The organism is Streptomyces sp. NPDC036984, assembly GCF_055607665.1.
This window is the reverse complement of the sequence record NZ_JBVJRL010000034.1, coordinates 37,128-58,500: the sequence shown is the minus strand read 5'-3', so window position 1 is coordinate 58,500 and position 21,373 is coordinate 37,128. Positions and strand designations below refer to the sequence as shown.

General features: G+C 72.7%; 17 protein-coding genes. 8 read left to right on the top strand and 9 right to left on the bottom strand.

Going from position 1 to position 21,373, the window contains the following annotated elements; all coding sequences use genetic code 11:
* Positions 1-125: 125 nt before the first annotated feature.
* The 3 genes from ACZ7DL_RS36915 (at position 126) to ACZ7DL_RS36905 (ending at position 7,198) form a co-directional block, all read left to right on the top strand.
* Complete coding sequence (locus ACZ7DL_RS36915; RefSeq protein WP_470781148.1) at positions 126-5,420, top strand: amino acid adenylation domain-containing protein; 5,295 nt, start codon at positions 126-128, stop codon at positions 5,418-5,420.
* Between the two features lie 264 nt (positions 5,421-5,684).
* Positions 5,685-6,767, top strand: coding sequence for a flavin-containing monooxygenase (locus tag ACZ7DL_RS36910; protein WP_470781146.1), 1,083 nt, complete (start codon positions 5,685-5,687; stop codon positions 6,765-6,767).
* On the top strand, positions 6,764-7,198 hold the full coding sequence (locus ACZ7DL_RS36905; protein ID WP_470781144.1) for a hypothetical protein: 435 nt from the start codon (positions 6,764-6,766) through the stop codon (positions 7,196-7,198). The genes ACZ7DL_RS36910 and ACZ7DL_RS36905 overlap by 4 nt, the downstream gene beginning before the upstream one ends.
* Positions 7,199-7,247: 49 nt before the next feature.
* On the opposite strand, the gene ACZ7DL_RS36900 is transcribed toward ACZ7DL_RS36905, so the two are convergent.
* Complete coding sequence (locus ACZ7DL_RS36900; protein WP_470781143.1) at positions 7,248-8,945, bottom strand: long-chain fatty acid--CoA ligase; 1,698 nt, start codon at positions 8,943-8,945, stop codon at positions 7,248-7,250.
* A 226-nt stretch (positions 8,946-9,171) separates the two neighbouring features.
* Positions 9,172-9,690, bottom strand: coding sequence for a hypothetical protein (locus ACZ7DL_RS36895; RefSeq protein ID WP_470781141.1), 519 nt, complete (start codon positions 9,688-9,690; stop codon positions 9,172-9,174).
* Between the two features lie 572 nt (positions 9,691-10,262).
* On the opposite strand from ACZ7DL_RS36895, the gene ACZ7DL_RS36890 reads away from it, so the two are divergent.
* Together ACZ7DL_RS36890 and ACZ7DL_RS36885 are read left to right on the top strand one after the other, a co-directional pair.
* A complete protein-coding gene (locus tag ACZ7DL_RS36890; RefSeq protein WP_470781139.1) occupies positions 10,263-11,648 on the top strand; it encodes a glycoside hydrolase family 43 protein in 1,386 nt (461 codons plus the stop codon).
* 126 nt (positions 11,649-11,774) lie between these two features.
* Positions 11,775-12,413, top strand: a complete 639-nt coding sequence (locus tag ACZ7DL_RS36885; RefSeq protein ID WP_470781138.1) for a DedA family protein — start codon at positions 11,775-11,777, stop codon at positions 12,411-12,413.
* Between the two features lie 370 nt (positions 12,414-12,783).
* On the opposite strand, the gene ACZ7DL_RS36880 is transcribed toward ACZ7DL_RS36885, so the two are convergent.
* Positions 12,784-13,275: a hypothetical protein gene (locus ACZ7DL_RS36880; protein ID WP_470781136.1), complete on the bottom strand. Its 492-nt coding sequence runs from the start codon at positions 13,273-13,275 to the stop codon at positions 12,784-12,786.
* Positions 13,276-13,394: 119 nt separating this feature from the next.
* Here ACZ7DL_RS36880 and ACZ7DL_RS36875 point away from each other — a divergent pair, with 119 nt between their 5' ends.
* Positions 13,395-13,754: a DUF779 domain-containing protein gene (locus ACZ7DL_RS36875; RefSeq protein WP_470781129.1), complete on the top strand. Its 360-nt coding sequence runs from the start codon at positions 13,395-13,397 to the stop codon at positions 13,752-13,754.
* Positions 13,755-13,891: 137 nt separating this feature from the next.
* Positions 13,892-15,064 carry a phosphodiester glycosidase family protein gene (locus tag ACZ7DL_RS36870; RefSeq protein WP_470781128.1) on the top strand — a complete coding sequence of 391 codons (1,173 nt, stop codon included), beginning with the start codon at positions 13,892-13,894 and terminating at the stop codon, positions 15,062-15,064.
* On the opposite strand, the gene ACZ7DL_RS36865 is transcribed toward ACZ7DL_RS36870, so the two are convergent.
* The 6 genes from ACZ7DL_RS36865 to ACZ7DL_RS36840 all read right to left on the bottom strand — a co-directional run bounded on the left by ACZ7DL_RS36865 (position 15,065) and on the right by ACZ7DL_RS36840 (position 20,280).
* On the bottom strand, positions 15,065-15,259 hold the full coding sequence (locus ACZ7DL_RS36865; protein ID WP_059247976.1) for a hypothetical protein: 195 nt from the start codon (positions 15,257-15,259) through the stop codon (positions 15,065-15,067).
* Between the two features lie 101 nt (positions 15,260-15,360).
* A complete protein-coding gene (locus ACZ7DL_RS36860) occupies positions 15,361-16,221 on the bottom strand; it encodes a phosphatidylinositol-specific phospholipase C/glycerophosphodiester phosphodiesterase family protein (RefSeq protein ID WP_470781125.1) in 861 nt (286 codons plus the stop codon).
* A gap of 157 nt (positions 16,222-16,378) precedes the next feature.
* On the bottom strand, positions 16,379-17,461 hold the full coding sequence (locus ACZ7DL_RS36855; protein WP_470781124.1) for an acyl-CoA dehydrogenase family protein: 1,083 nt from the start codon (positions 17,459-17,461) through the stop codon (positions 16,379-16,381).
* Positions 17,458-18,639, bottom strand: a complete 1,182-nt coding sequence (locus tag ACZ7DL_RS36850) for an acyl-CoA dehydrogenase family protein (protein WP_470781122.1) — start codon at positions 18,637-18,639, stop codon at positions 17,458-17,460. Before ACZ7DL_RS36850 ends, ACZ7DL_RS36855 begins: the two co-directional genes overlap by 4 nt.
* The gene (locus tag ACZ7DL_RS36845; protein ID WP_470781120.1) at positions 18,636-19,607 is read right to left on the bottom strand and encodes an NADPH:quinone oxidoreductase family protein; all 972 of its coding nucleotides are present in this window, start codon (positions 19,605-19,607) and stop codon (positions 18,636-18,638) included. The genes ACZ7DL_RS36850 and ACZ7DL_RS36845 overlap by 4 nt, the downstream gene beginning before the upstream one ends.
* A 97-nt stretch (positions 19,608-19,704) precedes the next feature.
* Positions 19,705-20,280: a helix-turn-helix domain-containing protein gene (locus tag ACZ7DL_RS36840; RefSeq protein WP_470781118.1), complete on the bottom strand. Its 576-nt coding sequence runs from the start codon at positions 20,278-20,280 to the stop codon at positions 19,705-19,707.
* Positions 20,281-20,358: 78 nt separating this feature from the next.
* Here ACZ7DL_RS36840 and ACZ7DL_RS36835 point away from each other — a divergent pair, with 78 nt between their 5' ends.
* The gene (locus ACZ7DL_RS36835) at positions 20,359-21,303 is read left to right on the top strand and encodes an NAD(P)/FAD-dependent oxidoreductase (RefSeq protein WP_470781116.1); all 945 of its coding nucleotides are present in this window, start codon (positions 20,359-20,361) and stop codon (positions 21,301-21,303) included.
* The last annotated feature ends 70 nt before the right edge of the window (positions 21,304-21,373 follow it).

Genomic DNA, 21,373 nt, shown 5'->3' with positions numbered 1-21,373 from the left:
CCCTCCTCACCCCCTACCACCCCCACACCACCGAACTCCCCACCTACCCCTTCCAACGCCAGCACTACTGGCTCGACCCCACACCCACCGCGACCCGGCACAGTGCGCCGCGGCCGGTGGAGCCGGTGAGTCTGGTGGGGGTGCGGCTGGCGTCTCCGCTCGCGCAGGCGCAGTTCTCCGCCCGGCTGGACCCGGCGGCGCATGCCTGTCTTGGCGACGTCGTGGTCGGCGGGCGGCCGGTGGTCAGCGCCGGGGTGTTCCTGGAGTCGGTTTTCGAGGCGGTGACCGACCTCGCCGGGCCGGGACCGGTGTCCGTCGAGGATCTGGAACTGCCTGTGGACCTGGTGCTCGAACCGGTCGGCGCGGACCCGTCCACGGTGACCGAACGCCTCGTTCACCTCGTGGTGGACGCCGGCGAGTTCCGCTACTACGCGCAGGACGCGTCCGGCGGTTGGCAGCTGCATGCGGAGGGCCGGGCCCGGTCGGGTGCCCCGGCCGCCCCGACGGTGACGCTCGCCCTGGCCGAGTCGGGTCACGAGCTGTCCGGCGACGAGCTGTACCGGCTGCTGTGGCAGCGCGCGCTGTATCTGGGGTCCGCCGCCCGGTGGGTGGAGCGGATCAGGCTCGGCCGGGGCGAGGCCACGGCCGTGATCCGAGCCGCCCTGCCCGGCGAGGCGGAGCCTTATCTGATGCATCCCGGGCTGGTCGACGCGATGTTCCAGACCGCGCTGGCCTGCTTCCCCACGGGTGGTCCGGCCCTCGTACCCGTCGGGCTCGACCGCTTCGTCCACTACCGCCGTGGCGGCCCCGAGGAGGAGCTGCGCTGTCATGCCGAACTGTTCGACGGCGGCGCCCAGGCGCGTATCCGGCTCGTCGCCGCGGACGGCCGGCTGGTCGCCGAGGCCGACGGGGTGCGGTTCGCCCCGGCCGTGACGCGGCCCGTGGCGGAACCCGCGGCCGCTCACCTGCCCGCGGTGGCCGCCGAACCGCGCCCGCAGGCCGCGGCCTTGCCGGCCCCGGCGGACGGGACGGAGGAAACGCCCGCCGTGACGCCCGAGGCGGTGCGGGCCTTCGTGATACGGACCGTCGCCCAGGCGCTGGGCACCACGGCGGCCGGAGTCGACACCCGTCGGCCGCTGCAGGGGCTCGGTCTGGACTCGCTGATCGCGATGAAGATCCGGCTGACGCTGAACCGGCAGTTCGACGTCATGCTGCCGATGACGGCGTTCCTCAACGGCCGCAGCACCGACGACATCGCCGGCGACGTCCTCTCCGCCCTCGGCACCGGGGCGGAAGCGGAAGCCGGGCACGCCGAAGCGGGGGCAGGGCACGCCGTAGCGGAAGCCGGGCTCGCGGACGTAGGAGCTCCGCACGCCGGGGCGCAAGCCCCGCGGGCCGACGCGGTGCCCGCCGGGGCAGCCCCGCCGGCCCTCGTGGAAGCCGCCGCCGTATTCGACGACGACGCCGAGCGCTACGAGCCGTTCGCGCTGACCGATCTCCAGCAGGCGTATCTCGTCGGCCGCGGGGACATCTTCGAGCTCGGCAACACCTCCACCTACTTCCAGATCGAGGTGGACCTGGAGAACGTGGACGTGGACCGGCTCGGCACTTCCTTCCGGGCGATGATCGAGCGGCACGACATGCTGCGGGCGGTCTTCACCGCCGAGGGCGAGCAGCGGGTGCAGCGCGAGGTCCCGGCCTATGTGATCCGCGAGACCGACGTCTCCGCGCTGGATGCGGCCGGGCGCGAGGCCGCGCTGGCCGCCGTCTACGAGGAGATGCGGCGCCAGGTCTTCGACACCACCCGCTGGCCGCTGTTCGACGTGCGGGTGACGCGGATCGACGACCGGGTGATCCGGCTGCACGCGGGCTTCGACGCCCTGATCATCGACGGTTTCAGCACGTCGATCCTGTTCAGGGAGTGGGCCGCGCACTACCGTGGTGAGACGCTGCCCGAACTGCGGCTGACCTACCGGGACTACGTCCGGCAGGCCCGCGCCCTGGAGAGCGGCCCCGAGTACGACCGGGCGCTCGCCTACTGGCGGGACCGGCTCGACACATTGCCGCCCGCGCCCCAACTTCCGCTGGCGGTCGACCCGTCGAGCCTGGAGCGGCCGGTGTTCAACCACCGCGGTGCGACCCTGTCGAAGGAGGACTGGGCCCGGTTCAAGCAGCACGCGGCGGCGGCCGGGGTCAGTGCCTCCGCGGCCCTGTGCACCGCGTACTCCCAGGTGATCGCCGCGTGGAGCGCCACCCCCGACTTCTCGCTGAACCTGCTGTTCTTCAACCGCCTGCCCCTGCATCGGCAGGTCGGTGACGTCATCGGCAACTTCTCCACCACCCTGCTGCTGGAGATCCGCGACGCGGCCACCGAGACGTTCGCCGCCCGCGCCGACAGCGTCCAGCGCCGGCTGTGGAGCGACCTGGAGCACAGCCAGGTCAGCGGAGTGCAGGTGCTCAGGGAGCTGAACCGGGCCCGCGGCGGCTCGGTGCGGGCGGCCGCGCCGGTGGTCTTCACCAGCCTGGTGAACTTCACCGGCCAGCAGGACACCGAGCAGCGCGGAGTCGTGCAGTATCTGGCCGGGATCGGGGAGAACGGCCGCCAGGTCAGTAGCTCCGTGCGCACCCCGCAGGTGTGGCTGGACCACCAGGCGGTCGAGGAGGCCGGCGAACTCGTCCTGAACTGGGACGTGATCGAGGAACTGTTCCCGGCGGGCTGCGTCGACGCCATGTTCTCCGGCTATCAGCGGTTGCTGCACGAGCTGTGCCGCGACCCGGGGGCCTGGCAGCGGCCGGCGCCCGTCCTCGTACCGGCCGCCGACCTGGAGGTACGGGCCGCGGTCAACGCCACCGACGGGCCCGTGCCCGAGGGACTGCTGCACGACGGGTTCCTCGCCCAGGCCGCGCTGCGGCCGGAGGAGCCCGCGGTGATCTCTCGGGCGCTGACCCTGACGTACGGCGATCTCGACCGCAGGTCCAACGAGGTGGGTCACCGGCTGCGCGCGCTGGGAGCCGGTCCCGGCGACCTGGTGGCGATCGTCATGGACAAGGGCTGGGAGCAGGTCGTGGCGGCCCTCGGCATCCTGCGGGCCGGGGCGGCGTACGTCCCGATCGACGCCAAGGTGCCCGCCGAGCGGCTGCGCGTGCTGCTGGACAGCGCCGGGATCAGCCATGTGGTCACCCAGCCGTGGGTGGAGGACGCGGCCGACTGGCCGCAGGGCGTGGCCAGGACCGTGGTGCGGGCCGCCGACGAGGGTGACGAGCGGCCGCTCGGCCCGTGCGGCGCCCGGCCCTCCGACCTCGCCTACGTGATCTTCACCTCGGGCTCCACCGGGCTGCCCAAGGGCGTGATGATCGAGCACGGCGCGGCCCTGAACACGGTGGTCGACGTCAACGAGCGCTTCGGCGTCACCGCGGCGGACCGGGCGCTCGGCCTGTCCGCGTTGAACTTCGACCTGTCGGTCTACGACGTCTTCGGACTGCTGTCGGTGGGCGGCGCCCTGGTCCTGCCCGAGCCGTCCGCGCACCGCGAACCCGCCCGCTGGGCGGAGCTGGTCGCCGAGCACGGGGTGACGATCTGGAACAGCGTGCCCGCGCTGATGGAGATGTTCACCGAACACGCCCTCGCCAACCGGCTCACCCGGCTGCCGGTCAGGCTGGTGATGATGAGCGGGGACTGGATTCCGGTGACGCTGCCCCGCCGGATCCGGCTGCTGCTGCCGGACGCCGAGCTGTGGAGCCTCGGCGGCGCCACCGAGGCGTCGATCTGGTCGATCTGGCACCCGATCGGCGAGGTCGAGGACGACTGGGCGAGCATCCCCTACGGCACAGCGATGCGTAACCAGCGCTTCCACGTCCTCGACGGCGCGCTGCGCCCCTGCCCGGTGTGGGTGGCGGGTGACCTCTACATCGCCGGCATCGGTCTGGCCCGCGGCTATCTGAACGACGAGGAGAAGACCCGGGCCGCCTTCTTCCCCCACCCGGTCACCGGTGAGCGCCTCTACCGCACCGGCGACCTGGGACGCTTCCTGCCCGACGGCACCATCGAATTCCTCGGCCGGAAGGACTCCCAGGTCAAGGTCCAGGGCTACCGCATCGAGCTGGGCGAGGTCGAAGCGGCCCTGACCCAGTGCGCGGGAGTGCGGGCCGCCGCGGTCGTCGCGGCGGGTGAACGGCACGGCCCCAAGCGGCTCGTCGCCTACGTCGTCCCGGACGACGGGCGCGACGACACCGAGGCCGAGATCACCGAGGCGCTTCGCCGGGCGGTGCCGCAGTATCTGGTGCCGCAGCGCATCCTCGTCCTGGACGAACTGCCGCTCAGCGACAACGGGAAGGTGAACCGGGCCGCGCTGCCCGCACCCGACGAGGTCGCGGTCGAAGCCGGCTTCGTCGCGCCCCGCGACGACGTGGAACGCCGACTTGCGGAGATCTGGGCGGAGTTCTTCGGTGTGACCGAGATCGGGGTGACCGCGAGCTTCTTCGAACTCGGCGGTGACTCGCTGCTCGCGGTGCGGCTGATGGCCAGGATCGCCCGCGGTCTGGGCCGCAGCCTGCCGCTGTCGACCCTCTTCGCCCGGCCGACCATCGAGCTGCTCGCCCAGGCGGTCCGGGAGGCCGAGAGCGGCGAGGACGGCCGCCGGGCACTGGTGCCGGTGCGCACCACCGGGTCGCGGATCCCGCTGGTCTTCGTCCACCCGGTCGGCGGTGACGTGCTCTGCTACGCGGAACTCGCCGGACTCCTCGGTGACGACCAGCCGTTCTACGCCCTCCAGCTGCCGGACGCGGAGCTGCTCAGCATCGAGGAGATGGCCGCCCACTACGTCGCGGTGGTCCGCGAGGCGCTGCCCGACGGCCCGTACCGGCTCGGCGGCTGGTCGATGGGCGGGATGATCGCGCTGGAGATGGCCGCCCAACTCACCGCTGCGGGCGCCGAGGTGGATCTGCTGGCCGTGGTGGACCTGATGGTGCCGCCCGGGCCGGCCGAGGAGGCGCCCGTCGGCGACGAGGTGCTGCTGTCCTGGTTCGCCCGGGACCTGGCGGGCCTGGCCGGAGTGGACTGGGAGCTGCCGCCCGAGGCGTTCGACGGCCGCCCGCCGGTGCAGGTGCTGCACGCCGAGGCGTGCGCGGCGGGGGCGTTGTCCGAGGACATCGACGTCGATACGCTGAGCCGGATCCTCACCCGGTTCCGGAACAACTACCGGGCTCTGCTGCGCTATGCGCCCAGCGGTTTCGGCGGCCGGGTGCTGTCGCTGCGGGCCGCGGACGGCGGCGCGACGGCCGAGACGGCGGCGCGCTGGATGGCGTACTTCACGGGCGATGCCGACCTCGTCGACGTACCGGGCGACCACTACACGGTGATGCGCGGTGAGCGGTTGCGCATCCTGGCCGGCGAGCTGCGCCGGGCTCTCGACGCCAAGTAACGCGGCAGGCCGGGCCACCCGCGAAACGGCCCGGCCGGTCCACCCCGGGCCGGTCCTGCGGGTCCGGCGGGTCCAGCTCCAAGGAGTGAGGAAATGCGGAATGCGAACTGATCAGGCTCACCCGTCACACACCTGCGCGGCGCCGCTGTGCACCGCCGGCCTCCTCGGCGACCGGTTCGGCCGGCGGCCGGCCGGCCGTCGCGGCGGCGCCCCGGCCCGGCCTGCCGCCGGCCGTCGTCCGCACGCCGTCGTGGGAGGCACCCGATGAGCGCGCTGCCGGCCACCGTGCCGGTCGCCGTCGTCGGCGCGGGCCAGTCCGGGCTCGCGGCCGGGTACTACCTGCGCCAGGCCGGTGTGGAGTGTGTGCTGCTGGACGCCGGGAGCGAGGTCGGCGAGACCTGGCGGCGGCGCTGGGAGTCGCTGAGGCTCTTCACGTCCGCGCAGTTCTCGGCGCTGCCGGGCCTGCCCTTCCCGGGCCAGGGCGCGCACTACCCCGGCAAGGACGAGGTCGTGGCGTATCTGCGCGACTACGCCGAGCGGTTCGACCTTCCGGTGCTGCCCGGCCATCGGGTGCTGGCTGTGCGCAGGGACGGTGACGGCTATCTGCTGAGCACCGCGCACGGCGACTTCCGGGCCGGCCAGGTGATCATCGCGACCGGTGCGTTCGGCGCCCCGCGGATTCCTGAGTTCGCCACCGGGCTGAGCCCGGACGTGCCGTCCCTGCACACCGGTGACTACCGCGGGCCCGCCCAGGTCGCGCCGGGGAACGTGGTGGTCGTCGGCGACGGCAACTCCGGGCGGCAGGTGGCCGTGGAGCTGGCCGAGACGCACAGCGTGGTGCTCAGCTGCGGCGGCTCCGCCTCACCGCAGTTGCCGCAGACCGTTGTCGGACGGGACATGTTCTGGTGGATGAGCGTCATCGGCGTGATGAGCCTGCCGGTGGACATGCGGGCACCCGACCCGATAGTCGGCGACCGGGTACCCGCGCTGGTCGCGGACGGCCGGATCCGGACGGTGGGCCGGATCACCGCGGCCGAGGGCACCGAGCTGCTGACCGCGGACGGCGAACGCGTCAAAGCGTCCACGGTGATCTGGGCGACCGGCTACCACACCGACTGGAGCTGGCTCGACCCGGCGATGCTGGACGAGGCCGGACAGCCCCGGCACACCGCGGGCGTGGGCGCGCTGCCCGGCAGCTACTACCTGGGCCTGTACCGGATGCGTACCCGCGGCTCGGCGCTGATCGGCTTCGTCGGCCGGGACGCCGAGCGCATCGTGGCCGCGGCTCTCGACGCCGCCCGCGGCGTATCGACCGCTTCCCCGACGACCGAAGGCGAGCCGTCATGACCAGTGTCACCGCCAGTGAACTCGACGTCTTGGGCGCGCTGTTGGCGTTCGACTTCATCGGGTTCGCGCAGAAGTCCGCGGCCCTCGATCCCACCGATCCGCGGTACGGGCAGGCGGTCGGCGCCGCCTTCGGGGTCGCGGTCCGCCGCCGCTTCCCGCAGGGCACGACACCGCGGGAGATACGCGGTTACGTCGCTGGTGTGCTCGGCTCGCTGGAGGCCGGCGCGGAGGACTTCGACCCGGAGTTCCTCGAACGCCTGGTCACCGACGGCCTGCACGGGACAGTGGCATCCGGCGGGGGGCACGGTGACCCCCAGACGACGCTCCAGGCCTGGCTGGTGCTGACCTTCCGGCTGGTGCGGGAGCTGGATCTGGATCCTGACCGGCAGCGGGAGTTGCTGGCCGAGGCGGCACGCCGAATACCGGCCTGAGACAGAGCCGCGCGGCGCCCCGGGATACTCCGGGGCGCCGTGCGGCCGTTCACTCCCGAGGCGCGGCCCGGCCTCCGGGTACCTGCGGCGCGTCCGTGCCCGTCGTCGGGTCGGCGTCGCGCGGGGTACGGACGTCCAGCGTCCCGTCCGCGTACATCGCCCGCACCGACCGCTTGTCGTACTTGCCGACGCTGGTCTTCGGCACCGCGTCCACGAACGACCACCGCTCCGGCACCCACCAGCGGGCCACCCGGCCGGCCAGGAACTGCCGTAGCTCGGCCACGCCGACCTCGGCGCCCGGCACCAACGACACGCAGGCCAGCGGCCGTTCCTCCCAGCGCGGGTCGGGCACACCGACCACGATCGCCTCCAGCACCGCGGGGTGCTCGATGATCGCGTTCTCCAGTTCGATGGTGGAGATCCACTCGCCGCCGCTCTTGATGCCGTCCTTGAGCCGGTCGCTGACCACCACCCAGCCGCCCGGCTCGATCACGCCGAGGTCGCCGGTGCGCAGCCAGCCGTCGTGGAACTTCTCCTGGGTGTCGGCGGTGTTGTAGTAGGAGCCGGTCACCCACGGGCCGCGCAGCTCCAGTTCGCCGACCGAGGTGCCGTCCCACGGCTGCTCGGTGCCGTCCTGAGCGATCACCCGGACCTCGACGCAGGGCATCACCCGGCCGCTCTTGGCCAGCCAGTCGACCTCGTCCTCGTCCGGGGTGCCGTGCGGCGGGACCGCGAAGGTGGCCAGCGGGCTGGTCTCGGTCAGGCCCCAGCCCTGCTTCAGCCTGACGCCGTAGCGGTCCTTGAGCTGCTGGAGCAGGGCACGCGGCGGGGTGGCGCCGCCGCAGCCGGCGAGCCGTACGCTGCTCAGGTCCAGCGGGTGCTGCTCGCCGTGGTGCACCAGGCTGTTCCAGATCGTGCAGATGGCCGCGACTCCGGTGGGCCGCTCCTCGTTGATGATCCGGGCCAGCTCCGGGGTGTGCAGCAGCCGCCCGTTCATGATGAGGTCGGAGCCCGCCAGCCAGGCCGCGTACGGCCAGCCCCAGGCGTTGGCGTGGAACATCGGCACGATCGGCAGGATCCGGTCGCCGTCGTGCATGGCGAAGCCGGCGCTGGCCGACACGCCGAGGGTGTGCAGGAAGATCGACCGGTGGCTGTAGGCCACGCCCTTGGGGTTGCCGGTGGTGCCGGTCGTGTAGCAGAGCGCCGCCGCCTCCCGTTCGTCCAGGTCGGGCCATGCGAAGCCGGGCCGTTCGGCGGCGAGCAGCTCGTCCCAGCGGTGCACGGCGATGTGCGCGGGCAGGTCCGCCTCCGGTGCGTCGCCGATGACGATGACGTGGCGTACGCTGCCCAGCCGGTCGCGCAGGGGTGCGAGCATGTCGAGCAGGGTCGCGTCGACCAGGAGAAGGGCGTCCTCGGCGTGTTCGACGATGTAGCCCAACTGGTCGTGATGGAGCCGCAGGTTGAGGGTGTGCAGCACGGCGCCCATGCTCGGTACGGCGAGGTACGCCACCAGGTGTTCGGGGGTGTTCCAGGCCAGTGTGGCGACCCGTTCGCCGGGTCGCACGCCCAGCCTGGTCAGCGCCGCGGCCAGCCGCTCCGCCTGTTCGGCGATGTCGGCGAAGGTCTGTGCGGACCGTGCGGCCGGCCCGTCGGCGCATCGCACCACCCGGCTGTCCGCGTAGACGCGTTGCCCGTGCGCGAGGATGTCGCGGACCAGCAGCTCGCGGTCCTGCATCGTGCTCTTCATGGTGCGGCCCCTTCGAGGTGCACGGTCAGAAGGATGCTTCGGACGTTGCAGACCCACTTGCCGTTCCGCGCCAGAACCTAGGAGGGCGGGAACACCGGGTCAAGGGACCGCACAGGGAGCATGCGGCGATGAAGGCGACGGGACGCGGGGTCGCCCGGGTCGGCCTTCGCGCGCGGTGCGGTGAAGGCGACCGTCGCTCGGGCGACCCCGCGTCCGGTATCCGTCGCTAGGAGAGGGATCCGTGCAGCTCTGCGGAGACGTGGGAGGTGTCCTGCAGGTTCACCACGGCGTTCATCGTCCCGCTCCCGGTCGCGTTCGCGTAGTCGCCGGTGCCGCCCGTGACCCGGAAGGTGCCGGACGGGTGCACGACGGGGTCCTCCGAGAGCGGCGCGGTGAGGTGGTAGCTGAGGGTGATCCGGTCGCCGTCGACGTCACCGACGACGGCGGTCCCGTTGATGTCGTACCGGCCGGGGAGGGTCCGCGTGCAGGCGGTCTCCTGATCCTGCCACGTTCCCTTGCCGCCGAGGGGAGAACCGGCGGCGGTTCCCACGGCGGTCACATCGAAACCGCCGCAGTTCACGTCCGGATCCGCGGCGACGCTCGCCGCGAAGTGTGCGGTGATCCGGATGTTCCGACTCTGCTCGTCGACAGCGTACGTGGCACTGGCCGTGGCCCCGGCCACCAGGAGCGCCGCTGCCGTCGCACCGCCCGCTCGCGCCGCCCAATGGCGCACAGATGTCCTCATGAGTCCCTCCCGCTTGTTGTGACCGACCGGTCTGATGCAGCAGGCCGAACCGCGGGTCAGTCGACGTCGACCGCCCTTGACCTGGTGGTCGACCCCGCGGCCCCCCGACCTGATGAGATGTCCCGTTTCCGCAGCACATGACACAGCGCCCCCTACGCCGCCATGTGGCGAGCAACAGGGCGTTGGGGAACGCCCGTTGAGGACAGTTTTCCGGCCGAAGTGCTGTTAGTCGAGCGATTCTGCGTATTGTCACGATTTTGAGTTGCGTTCCGTGATTCGCGCACCACACGGGGCTCATCGCGACACTCACGCACCACGCACCCCTGGGCGTACTCCGTGCCTGCCTCCGCGTGTCGGCCAGTTGTGAGCCGTGACGACACGGGTCGCCCCGTCGGTTCCCCGGGCACGGGTCGGCGGCCGGCAGCGAGCGGCGACGGAGTGATTGACGCGGCCATGGCGAGCCCCCTACGGTCTGACCGATCTACCGACCTACATTCGATATACCGAACGCGCCTCTGGCAGTCACTCCCCACGCCCGTTGTCCTGAGGGCCCGCACCCCCTTGGAGCACGTATGACCGTCGGTCACCCCCTCTCCCGGCGCACCGTCCTCGGCCTGGCCGCCACCACCCCACTGGCCGTCACCGGCGTCCTGGCCGCCGGTACCGGAACCGCGCACGCAGCCGGCACGGCCTATGTGATGACCTACTTCACCGAGTCACCGAACGGCACCGGCACCGATTACGGCCTCCACCTGGCCGTCAGCACGGACTCGCTCAACTGGATGCCGCTGAACCAGAACAAGCCCGTCGTCACGCCCACCGAGGGCGCTCTCGGGCTGCGCGACCCCTTCGTCCTGCGCAAGCGGGACGGCACCTTCGTCGTCCTCGCCACCGATCTGAAGGGCACCGACTGGAACTACGTCAGCCAGTACGTGCACGTGTGGAACTCCACCGACCTGCGGACCTTCACCGGCTACCACCGGATGAAGGTGCACGACCTGAACACCCACGCCTGGGCACCGGAGGCGTTCTGGGACCCGGGCCGGAAGCAGTACGCGCTCATCTACTCCGCCGTCGGCTCCAGCGGGCACAACGTGATCATGGTGAACCACACCACCGACTTCGTCACCGCCTCCGCCCCGCAGGTCTTCTTCGACCCCGGCTACGACGTGATCGACGGGGACATGGCCGTGGGTGTGAACGGGGTCAACTACCTCTACTTCAAGAAGAACCAGACGCTGGTGGGCGCCCGCTCCACCAGCCTCGACCCGGGCAGCTTCGCGGAGTTCAGCACCGGCGTGGCACACGGCGGCACCGAGGCGCCCACACTGGTCCGGTCCCCGGACGGCGGCAGCTGGATCCTGTGGGGCGACACCTACACACCGAACGGCGTCTTCTACGCCTGGCAGACCAGCGACCTGGCCTCCGGCACCTGGACCGCGCTCGACCAGAAGACCTACACCCAGCCGGTCAACTCCAAACACTGCGGGATCGCCGCCATCACCACCACCGAGTACGACAACCTCGTGGCCAAGTGGGGCGCGCCGGCCTGGAACCGGCTCAAGTCGTACAACCACCCGGCCCGGTACATCCGCCACGCCGACTTCGTCGGCCGCATCGACGCGTACCCGTTCGACCCGTACACCGACTCCCTGTGGCAGCTCGTCCCCGGCCTCGCCGACAGCGGCGGCGTGTCCTTCCGCTCGGTGAACCAGCCCTCCCGCTATCTGCGGCACTACGACTACCAGCTCCGGCTGGACTCCGACGACGGCACGGCGACGTTCGCCGCCGACGCCACCTTCCACCGGACGGCGGGCCTCGCCGACGCGAGCTGGTCGTCGTTCCGCTCGTACAACAACCCCACCCGCTACCTGCGCCACTCGAACTACGTCCTGAGGATCGACCCGGTCAGCACGGCCACCGACCGGCAGGACGCCACCTTCCGCGTCGGCCACTGACCGGGGAGGGCGGTCTGGCGGCCGAGTGATCAGGGAGGGCATTTCGGCGGCCGACGCGCACGGGCGCGCCGGGCAGGCGATGCTGGGGAGCGGACAGGTCTGCGAGGAGGCCGGGAGGCGCTGCCGGTGATCGCCGTGAACCCGATGGACAGCGCCTCGGTGCTGGCCGCCTTCGGCGCGCTGGGCGTCCTGGTGGTGATCTTCGCCGAGTCGGGCCTGCTGGTCGTCGGCTTCTTCCTGCCCGGGGACACGCTGCTGTTCCCGGCCGGTGTGCTGTGCGCGGGCAGCGCCCAGGAACCGGCCCGGCTGGCCCTGTGGCAGGTGCTGCTCTGCGCGGCCGTCGGCGCGGTCGCGGGCGGTCAGGCGGGGTACCTGATCGGGCGGCACGGTGGGCGGGCCCTGCTGGCGCGCACCTCCCGCCGGCGGGTCAAGGACACGGCGGCGCGGGCGGAGCGGCTGCTGGCCCGCTACGGCTACGGTAAGGCGCTGGTCATCGGCCGGTTCGTGCCGTTGCTGCGGTCGGTCCTGCACCCGGTGGCCGGCGCGCTGGGCGTGCCCGCGCGGACCTTCACGCTCTGGCAGACCGTGGGCGGTGTGCTGTGGTCGCAGTCGCTGGTCCTCGCCGGATACACCCTCGGTGCGTCGGTTCCGCACATCGACGACTATCTGCTGCCGCTGGTCGCCCTGGTCGTCGTGCTGTCGCTGCTGCCGCTGCTGCCGGAGGCCCGCCGCGCCCGCCGGCAGCGGCGCGACTCCTCGCGCTGACCCGGCCGCCACCCGCCACAGGTCCCCGTCGGCGCCCTGGAGCCGGACCAACTCGGCGACGGCGGCGTCGTCCGCCTTCGGCCGGCACCCGGGGGGCGATCCGCGGCCGCAGGGGCGCGGTGCCCTCGGCTTCGAGCGCGGCGGAGACGGCGAGGCTGTCGCCGCCCGCGCCGATGGCGTGCCCTCCGGTGAGCCCGGCCGCGGCCATGGCCGGCCGGCACCTCGGCGGTCCGGGCGCGCGGCTCGGCCCCGGTGGGCCGGGGGCGACAGCCACGCCCTGCCCTGCCGGCCGGCCTGGTGGCAACCTCGGGGGTGTACGCGCTGCTGATGCGGCGCACCCCCGCGACCTGGTGACCAGCGCGGTCGGGTCTCAGCCGGCCCGGCGCGGTGTGCGGCGCTTGCGGTGGGGGCGGCGGGGGCGGTGGACCGTGTCCAGTTCCCCTATCGCCGCGCGGACATGTGCCGGCTCCCCGGGCCGGCCGCCCCCGGCGCACCACCAGGACGGGCGGCCGGCCTCCTTGGCCACGTGCATCCCGAGCCCGTGCAGCGTGCAGACCGGCCAGACCTGCCAGAGACACTCCGTGACCGTCTCCTGGGCGGCCTCGGCGACGTCCCGCAGCGCCCGGTCGGCGGAGCGGGCCGGCCACAGGGAGCCGCCGTGCGCTTCGCCGTCGGCGAGCGCGACGTAGACCTGTTCGGCCTCGCCCTCCTCCGCCGGGTAGGCCATGAGGCACAGCGGGCGCTGCTCGGGCAGCGTCGCCGCGAGGTCCCGGTTGACCACCGCCAGCGCCTCGTCCCACAGCGGGTGTTCACCGGCGGGTACGAAACGCGGCTCGGGCGGGCTCGGGAAGGGAGGGTTCATGCCCCAAGTGTCCCAGCCCGCGCCGAAGACGGGGCGCGGGGCAATACGGCCTTCTGGACGGGTTCGTGACCGACCGTGAGACTGATCGGGTCCGAAGACCCGGCTGTCAGGACGGTGCCGTGGAAGAGGAAACACCACGCGTCGAACTCACCCCGCGGGCCGCGGAGCTGGTCCGCCGCCTGCGTGCCGAGCACGGCCCGCTGATGTTCCACCAGTCCGGTGGCTGCTGTGACGGCAGCGCGCCCATGTGCTACCCCGACGGCGAGTTCCGCACCGGCGGCTCGGACGTGCTGCTCGCGGAGCTGACGGTCGAGGGCGTGGCGGAGCCCGTCACGTTCTGGATGTCGCGGAGCCAGTACCGGGCGTGGAGCCACACCCGGCTGATCGTGGACGTCGTCCCCGGACGGGGCAGCGGCTTCTCCCTGGAGGCACCCGAGGGGGTGCGTTTTCTCACCCGTTCTCGCGTCATGGACGCCTAGTCGACCCACCGGCCGCCCCCGTCTGCTGCACTGCCCCGCAAACGGCAGTTGACGAGACATCAGGGGGCACGGTGACCAGACGTCGCAGGCGTACTGCAGCGGGCAGAGCGGTTCTCACGGTTGTCACGGCGTTCGGTGTGCTCGCCGGTGCAGCCCTGGCGGGTGCGGCACCGGCCGGTGCCGCACCGGCGGGCAGACACCTCGTGCCGGGCGTCACCTACCGGCAGTTCGATATCGACGGGGCGGCGGGGACGGCCCGTGCCCACCTGCTCACGGTCGACCTGGCCGATCCGCACGTCCGCGTCGACCTGCTGTACCCGGGCGCGGTGGCCGCCCGCGCGACCGTCTCGCGGCTGGCCGACTCGGCCGGGGCGGTCGCCGGGGTGAACGGTGACTTCTTCAACATCACCGAGACGCAGCACCCGGGCGTTGAGGTCACCGGCGCGGCCGTCGGACCGGCCGTGGCGGCCGGGCAGGTGCTCAAGGCGGCGGTGCCCAAGGGGCAGCGGTTCGGGCCCGCGCTGCCGTCGGGCACCAGCACCCAGGACGTGATCGGTGTGGGCACCGACGGGCGGGCGCGGCTCGACCGCCTCTCCCTCGTCGGCACGGTCGGCACGCCTCAGGGGCAGCTGCCCCTCAAGGGCCTCAACCAGTACGCGCTGCCGGTGAACTCCGTCGGCGCCTTCACCTCGCGCTGGGGAAGCGCCTCGCGGATGCGTGCCGTCTGCGGCACCGACACCCAGCGGTCGGCGCCGTGCAGCAGCGACACCTACGAGGTGAAGGTGCGGGGCGGCCGGGTGGTCTCCGCCTCCGACACGCCGGGCAGCGGTGCGATCACCGCGGACACCACGGTCCTGGTGGGCCGCGAGCAGGGCGCGCAGCAGCTGCGCAAGCTGTCGGCCGGCGACGCCGTGGACATCACGCACACGCTGGTGACGGCCTCCTCCGGGGTGCCGTACACGTTCGCGATCGGCGGCTTCCCGGTGCTGCGCGGCGGCGCCCCGCTGTCCGGCCTGGACGACGAGACCTCGGCGGTGCGCACGGTCGTGGGCGTCAAGGGCGGCGGCCGGCAGCTGCTGCTCCTGGCGCTGGACGGGTCCGCGGACTACCGCACCGGCCTGACCGTGGCGGAGGAGGCGGCCGCCATGCGGTCGCTGGGGGCCACCGACGCGTTCAACCTCGACGGCGGCGGCTCGACGGAGATGGTGACCCGCGACACGGACGACACCGCCGTGACGGTGCGCAACCATCCGAGCGGCGGCGCCGAACGCCCGGTGTCCAACGGCATCGGCGTCTTCTCGACCGGCTGATCAGGGCCGCAGGCTGCTCACCAGGTCGGCGGTCGCGGTGAGCCCGCTGTGGATGGTGGGTGCCATGCTCGTGCTGGCGAGATAGAAGCCGAGCAGCATGCAGACCAGGGCGTGGGAGACCTTCAGCGCGCCGTTGCGCATGAAGATCACGGCCAGGATCAGCAGCAGCAGCACCACAGAGATGGAAATGGCCATCGGAACCTCCTCCGCCACGCCCCATGTGCGGCGTTCGGCCGCAAGTGTGGCGTAGCGGAGGGTTCGTCCGGGCGGCTGACGTGTCCTCCGATCGTGTGGTGTTACGCGAAGGTGTGAACGTCGAGGAATGCCTCCAGGCCGGCGAGGTCGTCGGTGTTGAGGTAGTCCACCCCGGCGGCGAGCAGCTCCGTCCACAGCGCGTCCCGGGCCGGGCCCGCGGTGTCGGGGGTGGCCCAGAACCGGACCTGCTGCCCGCGCGCGTGGGCGGCGCCGGTGATGCTCCGCAGCTTTCGCCGCTCGGCGTCCGGGAACGCCCCCGCCCCCGTCCAGGTGAAGTTCTGTGTCCAGTTGTCGCTGATGAGCGAGATGAAGGAGGCCGGGGTGGGGCCGCCGAGGTCGCTGAGCCGGCCGTCGTAGAAGGCGCGGCGTTCGGTCTGCGCCTCCATGGGGGTACGGGCCGCACGGTCGCCGGAGACGACCGCGGTGACCGGGCCGGGGTGGACGCGGCCGTGTGCGTACCGGGTGAACAGGTGCGGGTAGCGGCGCAGGTGGCGGTCGAGTGCGAGGTAGGCCGACGAGCCCTCGGTCTTGATGTCGATGAGGAGCTGGAGTGGTTGGCGCCATCTCCCATAGACCGAGCCGTGGTTGGCCCGGACGCGGGCGGCGAGCGGGGCGAGGTAGAGCGACTCCAGGGTGCGGGACGGGTCGAGGTCGGACGGCTCGTGACCGATGAGGAGCTGGTCGCCGACGAGGAAGATGTCGGCTTCGACGCTGCCGAAGCGGTGGTCGAGGGCGTCGAACAGGGGCCGGGGGTGCTCGTAGTCGTTGTGGGCGTGGGCCTGCCACAGCGGACGTGGGTGGCGCTCGGGTGCTGCCGACGCGCGACGCGCGGGCAGGGCGACCGCGCCCGCGAGGGCGGCGCCGAGGGTGGCGAGGGCTCTGCGACGGGTGGTGAGGGCCATGCGCTGCCTCCCTGGGGGTGATGTGACCGGGGAGAGTATGCGTGCACGCGCCACTCAAGAACCCCCGTTGGGCAGGGAGTTGGCTCTCTGTTCACTTCGCCGGCCGGCGCGCGTGACAAAGCCCGCCCCGGATCGGGGCGGGCTTCACCGTGGTGCGTCAGGGTCCCTGGAGGTCGACCAGTCCGGCCAGTGCCGCGCGGTGCGCGCCCGCCGTGCCGTAGGCGATCGAGTCGGCCTTGGCCCGCTTCAGATACAGGTGGACCGGGTGTTCCCAGGTCATGCCGATCCCGGCGTGGAGCTGAAGCGCCTCCTCGGTGGTGCGCACGGCGACGGGGCCGGCGTAGGCCTGGGCGACGGCCACCGTGATGTCGGTGTCCTCGCCGGTGGCAAGGGAGTCCGCCGCTGCGCGCGCTGCGGCCCGGAGGTTGACCACCTCCAGCCACAGCTGGGCGAGCCGGTGCTTGAGTGCCTGGAAGCCGCCGACCGGCCGGTTGAACTGCTTGCGCTCCTTCAGATACCGGACCGTCTCGGTCAAAGCCCAGTCGGCGACGCCGAGTTGCTCGGAGGCGAGGAGTCCGGCGGCGGCGCGCAGGGCCCGGCGTACGGCGGGTTCGGCGTCACCGACGCGGCGGCCGGCCGCGCCGGTGAGGGTGACGGTGGCGAGCGGGCGGGTCAGGTCCAGGGAGACCTGCGGGGTGACCGTCACGGCGTCGGCGGCGACGGCGTACAGGCCGCCGTCGTCGGCCGGGACGAGCAGGACGTCGGCGACGGCCGCGTCCGCGATGCCGGTCAACTCGCCGTGCAGGGTGCCGTTCTCCACGCGGACGGTCTTGACGTCGGCACCGGGCGCCGTGTGCAGACCCACCGCGAGGGCGCCGACGGTGCGCCCGGCGGCCAGCTGACCGAGCAGCTCCCGGTCACCGCAGGCGAGCAGGGCCTCGGTGGCCACGACCGCGCTCGTGAGGTACGGCACGGGGGCGACGGCCCGCCCCAGTTCCTCCAGGACGACGGCGACTTCACGGTGGGAGGCGCCGTGGCCGCCCTGCTCCTCGGGGATCAGGAGGCCGGCCAGGCCCATGCCGTCGGCGAGGGACTTCCACAGGGCGCGGTCGTGCGGAGCGTCGGACTCGGTGCGGGCGAGCACGTCGGCCGGTGCGCAGTGGTCCGTGAGCAGGTCGCGGACGGCGGCGCGCAGCGCCGCTTCCTCCTCGGTGTAGAGCAGGTCCGGCTGTGTGCTCATCGGGCGAGGTCCTTCCAGGCGACGTCCTTGTCGGTGCGCGGCTCGGCGGGCAGGCCCAGGACGCGCTCGGCGACGATGTTCAGCAGGACCTCGCTGGTCCCGCCCTCGATGCTGTTGCCCTTGGCGCGCAGGTAGCGGTAGCCGGCGTCGCGGCCCGTGAAGTCCACCAGTTCGGGGCGCCTCATCGTCCACTCGTCGTAGAGCAGCCCCTCCTCGCCGCGGAGTTCCACCTCCAGGCCGCTGATCTCCTGGTTGAGGCGGGCGAAGGAGAGCTTCATGCCGGCGCCCTCGGGTCCGGGCTGGCCGGCGACGAGCTGCTGGCGCAGCCGCTCGCCGGTGAACCGGGCGACCTCGGCCTCGACCCACAGCTTCAGCAGCCGCTGGTGCAGCTCGTGGGTGCGCAGCTCCGGGCGTTCCCGCCAGATCTTCGCGACCGGGGCGATCATGCCGCCCTCGCGGGGCAGGGCCATGCCGCCGATGGCGACGCGTTCGTTGTTGAGCGTGGTCTGGGCGACCCGCCAGCCGTCACCGACCGCGCCGAGGCGGCGGGCGTCGGGGATGCGCACGTCGGTGAGGAAGACCTCGTTGAACTCGGCCTCGCCGGTGATCTGGCGCAGCGGCCGCACCTCGACGCCCGGGTCGGTCATGTCGCAGAGGAAGTAGGTGATGCCCTGGTGCTTGGGCACGTCGGGGTCGGTGCGGGCGATGAGGATGGCCCAGCGGGCGAGGTGGGCGCTGGAGGTCCACACCTTCTGCCCGTTGACCACCCAGTCCGCGCCCTCGCGCACGGCCCGGGTGCCGAGCGCGGCCAGGTCGGAGCCGGCGCCGGGCTCACTGAACAGCTGGCACCAGACCTCCTCCCCGGTCCACAGGGGCCGCAGATAGCGCCGCTTCTGCTCCTCGGTGCCGTACTTCAGGATCGTCGGCGCGGCCATGCCGAGGCCGATGCCGTTGCGTCGGGGGTCGTTGTCGGGGGCACCGGCCGCCGCCAGTTCGGCGTCCACCACGCCCTGGAGGGAGCGCGGGGCGCCCAGTCCGCCGAGGCCCTCCGGGTAGTACACCCAGGCGAGTCCGGCGTCGAAGCGGGCCCTGAGGAAGTCCAGGCGGTCGGTGGTCGCGGGTGGGTACTGCGCGAGCAACTCGCGGGTGCGGCGGCGCAGTTCTTCGGCGTCGGTCATGCGGCGGCTCCGTTCTCCAGCATGACGGCGACCCGGCCGGTGGTCACTCCGTCGGCGACCCGCTGCACGGCGCCGGCCGCCTCGGTGAGCGGCACGCGCTCGCTCACCAGCGGCTTGACGGCGCCCTGGGCGGCCAGCTCGGTGAGCTGCTCGTGGCAGTGCTGGACCAGCTTCGGGTTCTTGGTGTTGTACAGACCCCAGTGCAGGCCGAGGATGGCGTAGTTCTTGACCAGGGCGTGGTTGAGGGCCGGGCTCGGGATGGTGCCGCTGGCGAAGCCGACGACGACGATCCGGCCCTCGAAGGCGACCAGCTTCGCGGACTGCGCGTAGGCCTCGCCGCCGACGGGGTCGTAGATCACGTCGGCGCCCCGGCCGCCGGTGGCCTCCTTGACGGCGGCGACGACGTCCTCGACGCGCCGGTCGACCACCACGTCACAACCCAGCTCGCGGGCGACGACGGCCTTGTCGGCACCGCCGACGACACCGATGACCCTGGCGCCGGCCGCCTTGCCGAGCTGGACGGCGGCGCTGCCCACGCCACCGGCGGCGGCGTGCACCAGCAGGGTCTCCCCCGCCTGGAGGTGAGCGCGGCGGTGCAGGCCGAACCAGCCGGTCTGGTAGCCGATGTGCAGGGCGGCGGCCTCGGCGTCGTCCAGGGACTCGGGCGCGGGGAGCAGGGCGCGGGCGTCGGCGAGGGCGTACTCGGCGAAACCGCCGTACGGCAGCGCGGGGTTGGCGATCACCCGGCGGCCGTCCTCGGTCTCGCCGCAGATCTCCACGCCCGGCGTGAAGGGCAGCGGCGGGCGGACCTGGTACTGGCCCCGACACAGCAGCGCGTCGGGGAAGTTGATGTTGGCGGCGCGCACCCGCAGCAGCACCTGGCCGTCACCGGGTACGGGGCGCTCCACCTCCGTCAGGCGCATCACCTCGCCCGGCTCGCCGTTCTCGTGCACTTGCCATGCCTGCATGCGGAGCCTCCACGGGACTGCTTCGTCTGACCGGGTCGGATCGCATACTAAGCGGTCGCTTGCCCATCAGGGAACACCTGGCCGCTCTCCGCTCCCCTCATTTCCGGGACGCCGGCCGCGCCCGTACGTGCATCCGCTCCCCCTGCGGCCCGAACAGGCTCAGGAATTCCACCGGCCCCTGCCCGGTCGACCCGAACCAGTGCGGCACGCGGGTGTCGAACTCGGCCGCCTCGCCCGCCGCCAGCACGACGTCGTGCTGTCCGAGCACGAGCCGGAGCCGCCCGGAGAGCACGTACAGCCACTCGTACCCCTCGTGGGTGCGGGGGTCGGGCTCCGTCGCGCGTTGCGGCTCGATCACCTTGTAGGCCTGCAGCCCGCCCGGCTGCCGGGTCAGCGGGTACATCGTCCGCCCCTGCCGCACGATCGGCTTGGCCCGCACCCGGGGGTCGCCGACCGGCGGGGCGCCGACCAGCTCGTCCAGCGGGACCTGGTGGGCCTGGGCGATGGGCAGCAGCAGTTCCAGGCTGGGCCTGCGCAGGCCGGACTCCAGCCGGGAGAGGGTGCTGACGGAGATGCCGGTGGCCTCGGACAGCGCCGACAGGGTCACCTCCCGCTCCTTCCGGATCCGCCGCAGCCGCGGGCCCACCTCGGCGAGAACGTCGTCGGTACTCATACCCGTATTGCAGGTTCGGCAAAGATGTTTGTCAATACCGCAGGCCCTGGGCGACCGTCGGGGGCGGAGGTGGTCACCATGACCGAGAACCACGGAATGACCGAGGACTACGAAGTCGTCGTCGTCGGGGGCGGCGCGGCCGGTCTGTCCGCCGCGCTGGTGCTGGGCCGGGCCCGGCGCCGCACCCTGGTCGTCGACGCGGGCGAGCCGCGCAACGCGCCGTCCGCGCACATGCAGGGCTATCTCTCCCGGGACGGCATGTCCCCGGCCGAGTTCCTGGCCGTGGGGCGCGAGGAGATCGCCCGGTACGGGGTGGAGCTGGTCCGGGACCGGGTGGTGGACGCGGCCCGGGAGGAGGGCTTCACCGTCGTCCTGGCCGGCGGCCGGACCGTACGGGCCCGGCAGCTGGTGGTCGCCACCGGCCTGAAGGACGAACTGCCGCCGGTCCCGGGGCTCGCCGAGCGGTTCGGCCGGGACGTGCTCCACTGCCCGTACTGCCACGGCTGGGAGGTGCGCGACCTGCCGACCGGCGTCCTCGCCACCTCGCCGCTCAGCGTGCACCAGGCGCTGATGGTCACCCAGTGGTCGAAGGACGTACGGCTCTTCCTGCACCAGGTCGGCGAGTCGGAGCTGACCGACCAGGACCTGCGCCGGCTGGCCACCGCCGGGGTCGCGGTCGTCCCCGGTGAGGTGACGCAGCTCCTGGTCACCGGCGACCGGCTCACCGGGGTCCGGCTCGCGGACGGCACGGTCCACGACCGCGAGGTGCTGTACGCCGCCCCGCGCGCCGTCCCCGCGGGCGACCTGCTCCTGCGGCTGGGCGCGGAGATGACCGAGACGCCGTTCGGCAGCTACCCGGTGATCGACGAACGGGGCCTGACGAGCGTGCCCGGCCTGTGGGCGGCGGGCAACGCGAGCGGCTTCGCCGAGCAGGTGATCAACGCGGCGAGCCGGGGTTACCGCGCGGGGGCGGCGATCAACGGAGAGCTCCTGATGGCCGACCTCGACGGCAGCGCCCCGTAAGAGGCGCGGGGTTGTGTCCGATGTGCGGCTGCCGCCGCGCGGGCGCGATCGACCACCATGCACCCGCAGA

What these genes read in the sequence shown, in the direction of transcription:
- ACZ7DL_RS36890 (WP_470781139.1), top strand. Translation starts at nt 10,263, where the DNA reads ATGACCGTCGGTCACCCCCTCTCCCGGCGCACCGTCCTCGGCCTGGCC.
- ACZ7DL_RS36845 (WP_470781120.1), bottom strand. Translation starts at nt 19,607, where the DNA reads ATGCAGGCATGGCAAGTGCACGAGAACGGCGAGCCGGGCGAGGTGATG.
- ACZ7DL_RS36895 (WP_470781141.1), bottom strand. Translation starts at nt 9,690, where the DNA reads ATGAGGACATCTGTGCGCCATTGGGCGGCGCGAGCGGGCGGTGCGACG.
- ACZ7DL_RS36850 (WP_470781122.1), bottom strand. Translation starts at nt 18,639, where the DNA reads ATGACCGACGCCGAAGAACTGCGCCGCCGCACCCGCGAGTTGCTCGCG.
- ACZ7DL_RS36835 (WP_470781116.1), top strand. Translation starts at nt 20,359, where the DNA reads ATGACCGAGAACCACGGAATGACCGAGGACTACGAAGTCGTCGTCGTC.
- ACZ7DL_RS36840 (WP_470781118.1), bottom strand. Translation starts at nt 20,280, where the DNA reads ATGAGTACCGACGACGTTCTCGCCGAGGTGGGCCCGCGGCTGCGGCGG.
- ACZ7DL_RS36860 (WP_470781125.1), bottom strand. Translation starts at nt 16,221, where the DNA reads ATGGCCCTCACCACCCGTCGCAGAGCCCTCGCCACCCTCGGCGCCGCC.
- ACZ7DL_RS36900 (WP_470781143.1), bottom strand. Translation starts at nt 8,945, where the DNA reads ATGAAGAGCACGATGCAGGACCGCGAGCTGCTGGTCCGCGACATCCTC.
- ACZ7DL_RS36865 (WP_059247976.1), bottom strand. Translation starts at nt 15,259, where the DNA reads ATGGCCATTTCCATCTCTGTGGTGCTGCTGCTGCTGATCCTGGCCGTG.
- ACZ7DL_RS36905 (WP_470781144.1), top strand. Translation starts at nt 6,764, where the DNA reads ATGACCAGTGTCACCGCCAGTGAACTCGACGTCTTGGGCGCGCTGTTG.
- ACZ7DL_RS36855 (WP_470781124.1), bottom strand. Translation starts at nt 17,461, where the DNA reads ATGAGCACACAGCCGGACCTGCTCTACACCGAGGAGGAAGCGGCGCTG.
- ACZ7DL_RS36880 (WP_470781136.1), bottom strand. Translation starts at nt 13,275, where the DNA reads ATGAACCCTCCCTTCCCGAGCCCGCCCGAGCCGCGTTTCGTACCCGCC.
- ACZ7DL_RS36910 (WP_470781146.1), top strand. Translation starts at nt 5,685, where the DNA reads ATGAGCGCGCTGCCGGCCACCGTGCCGGTCGCCGTCGTCGGCGCGGGC.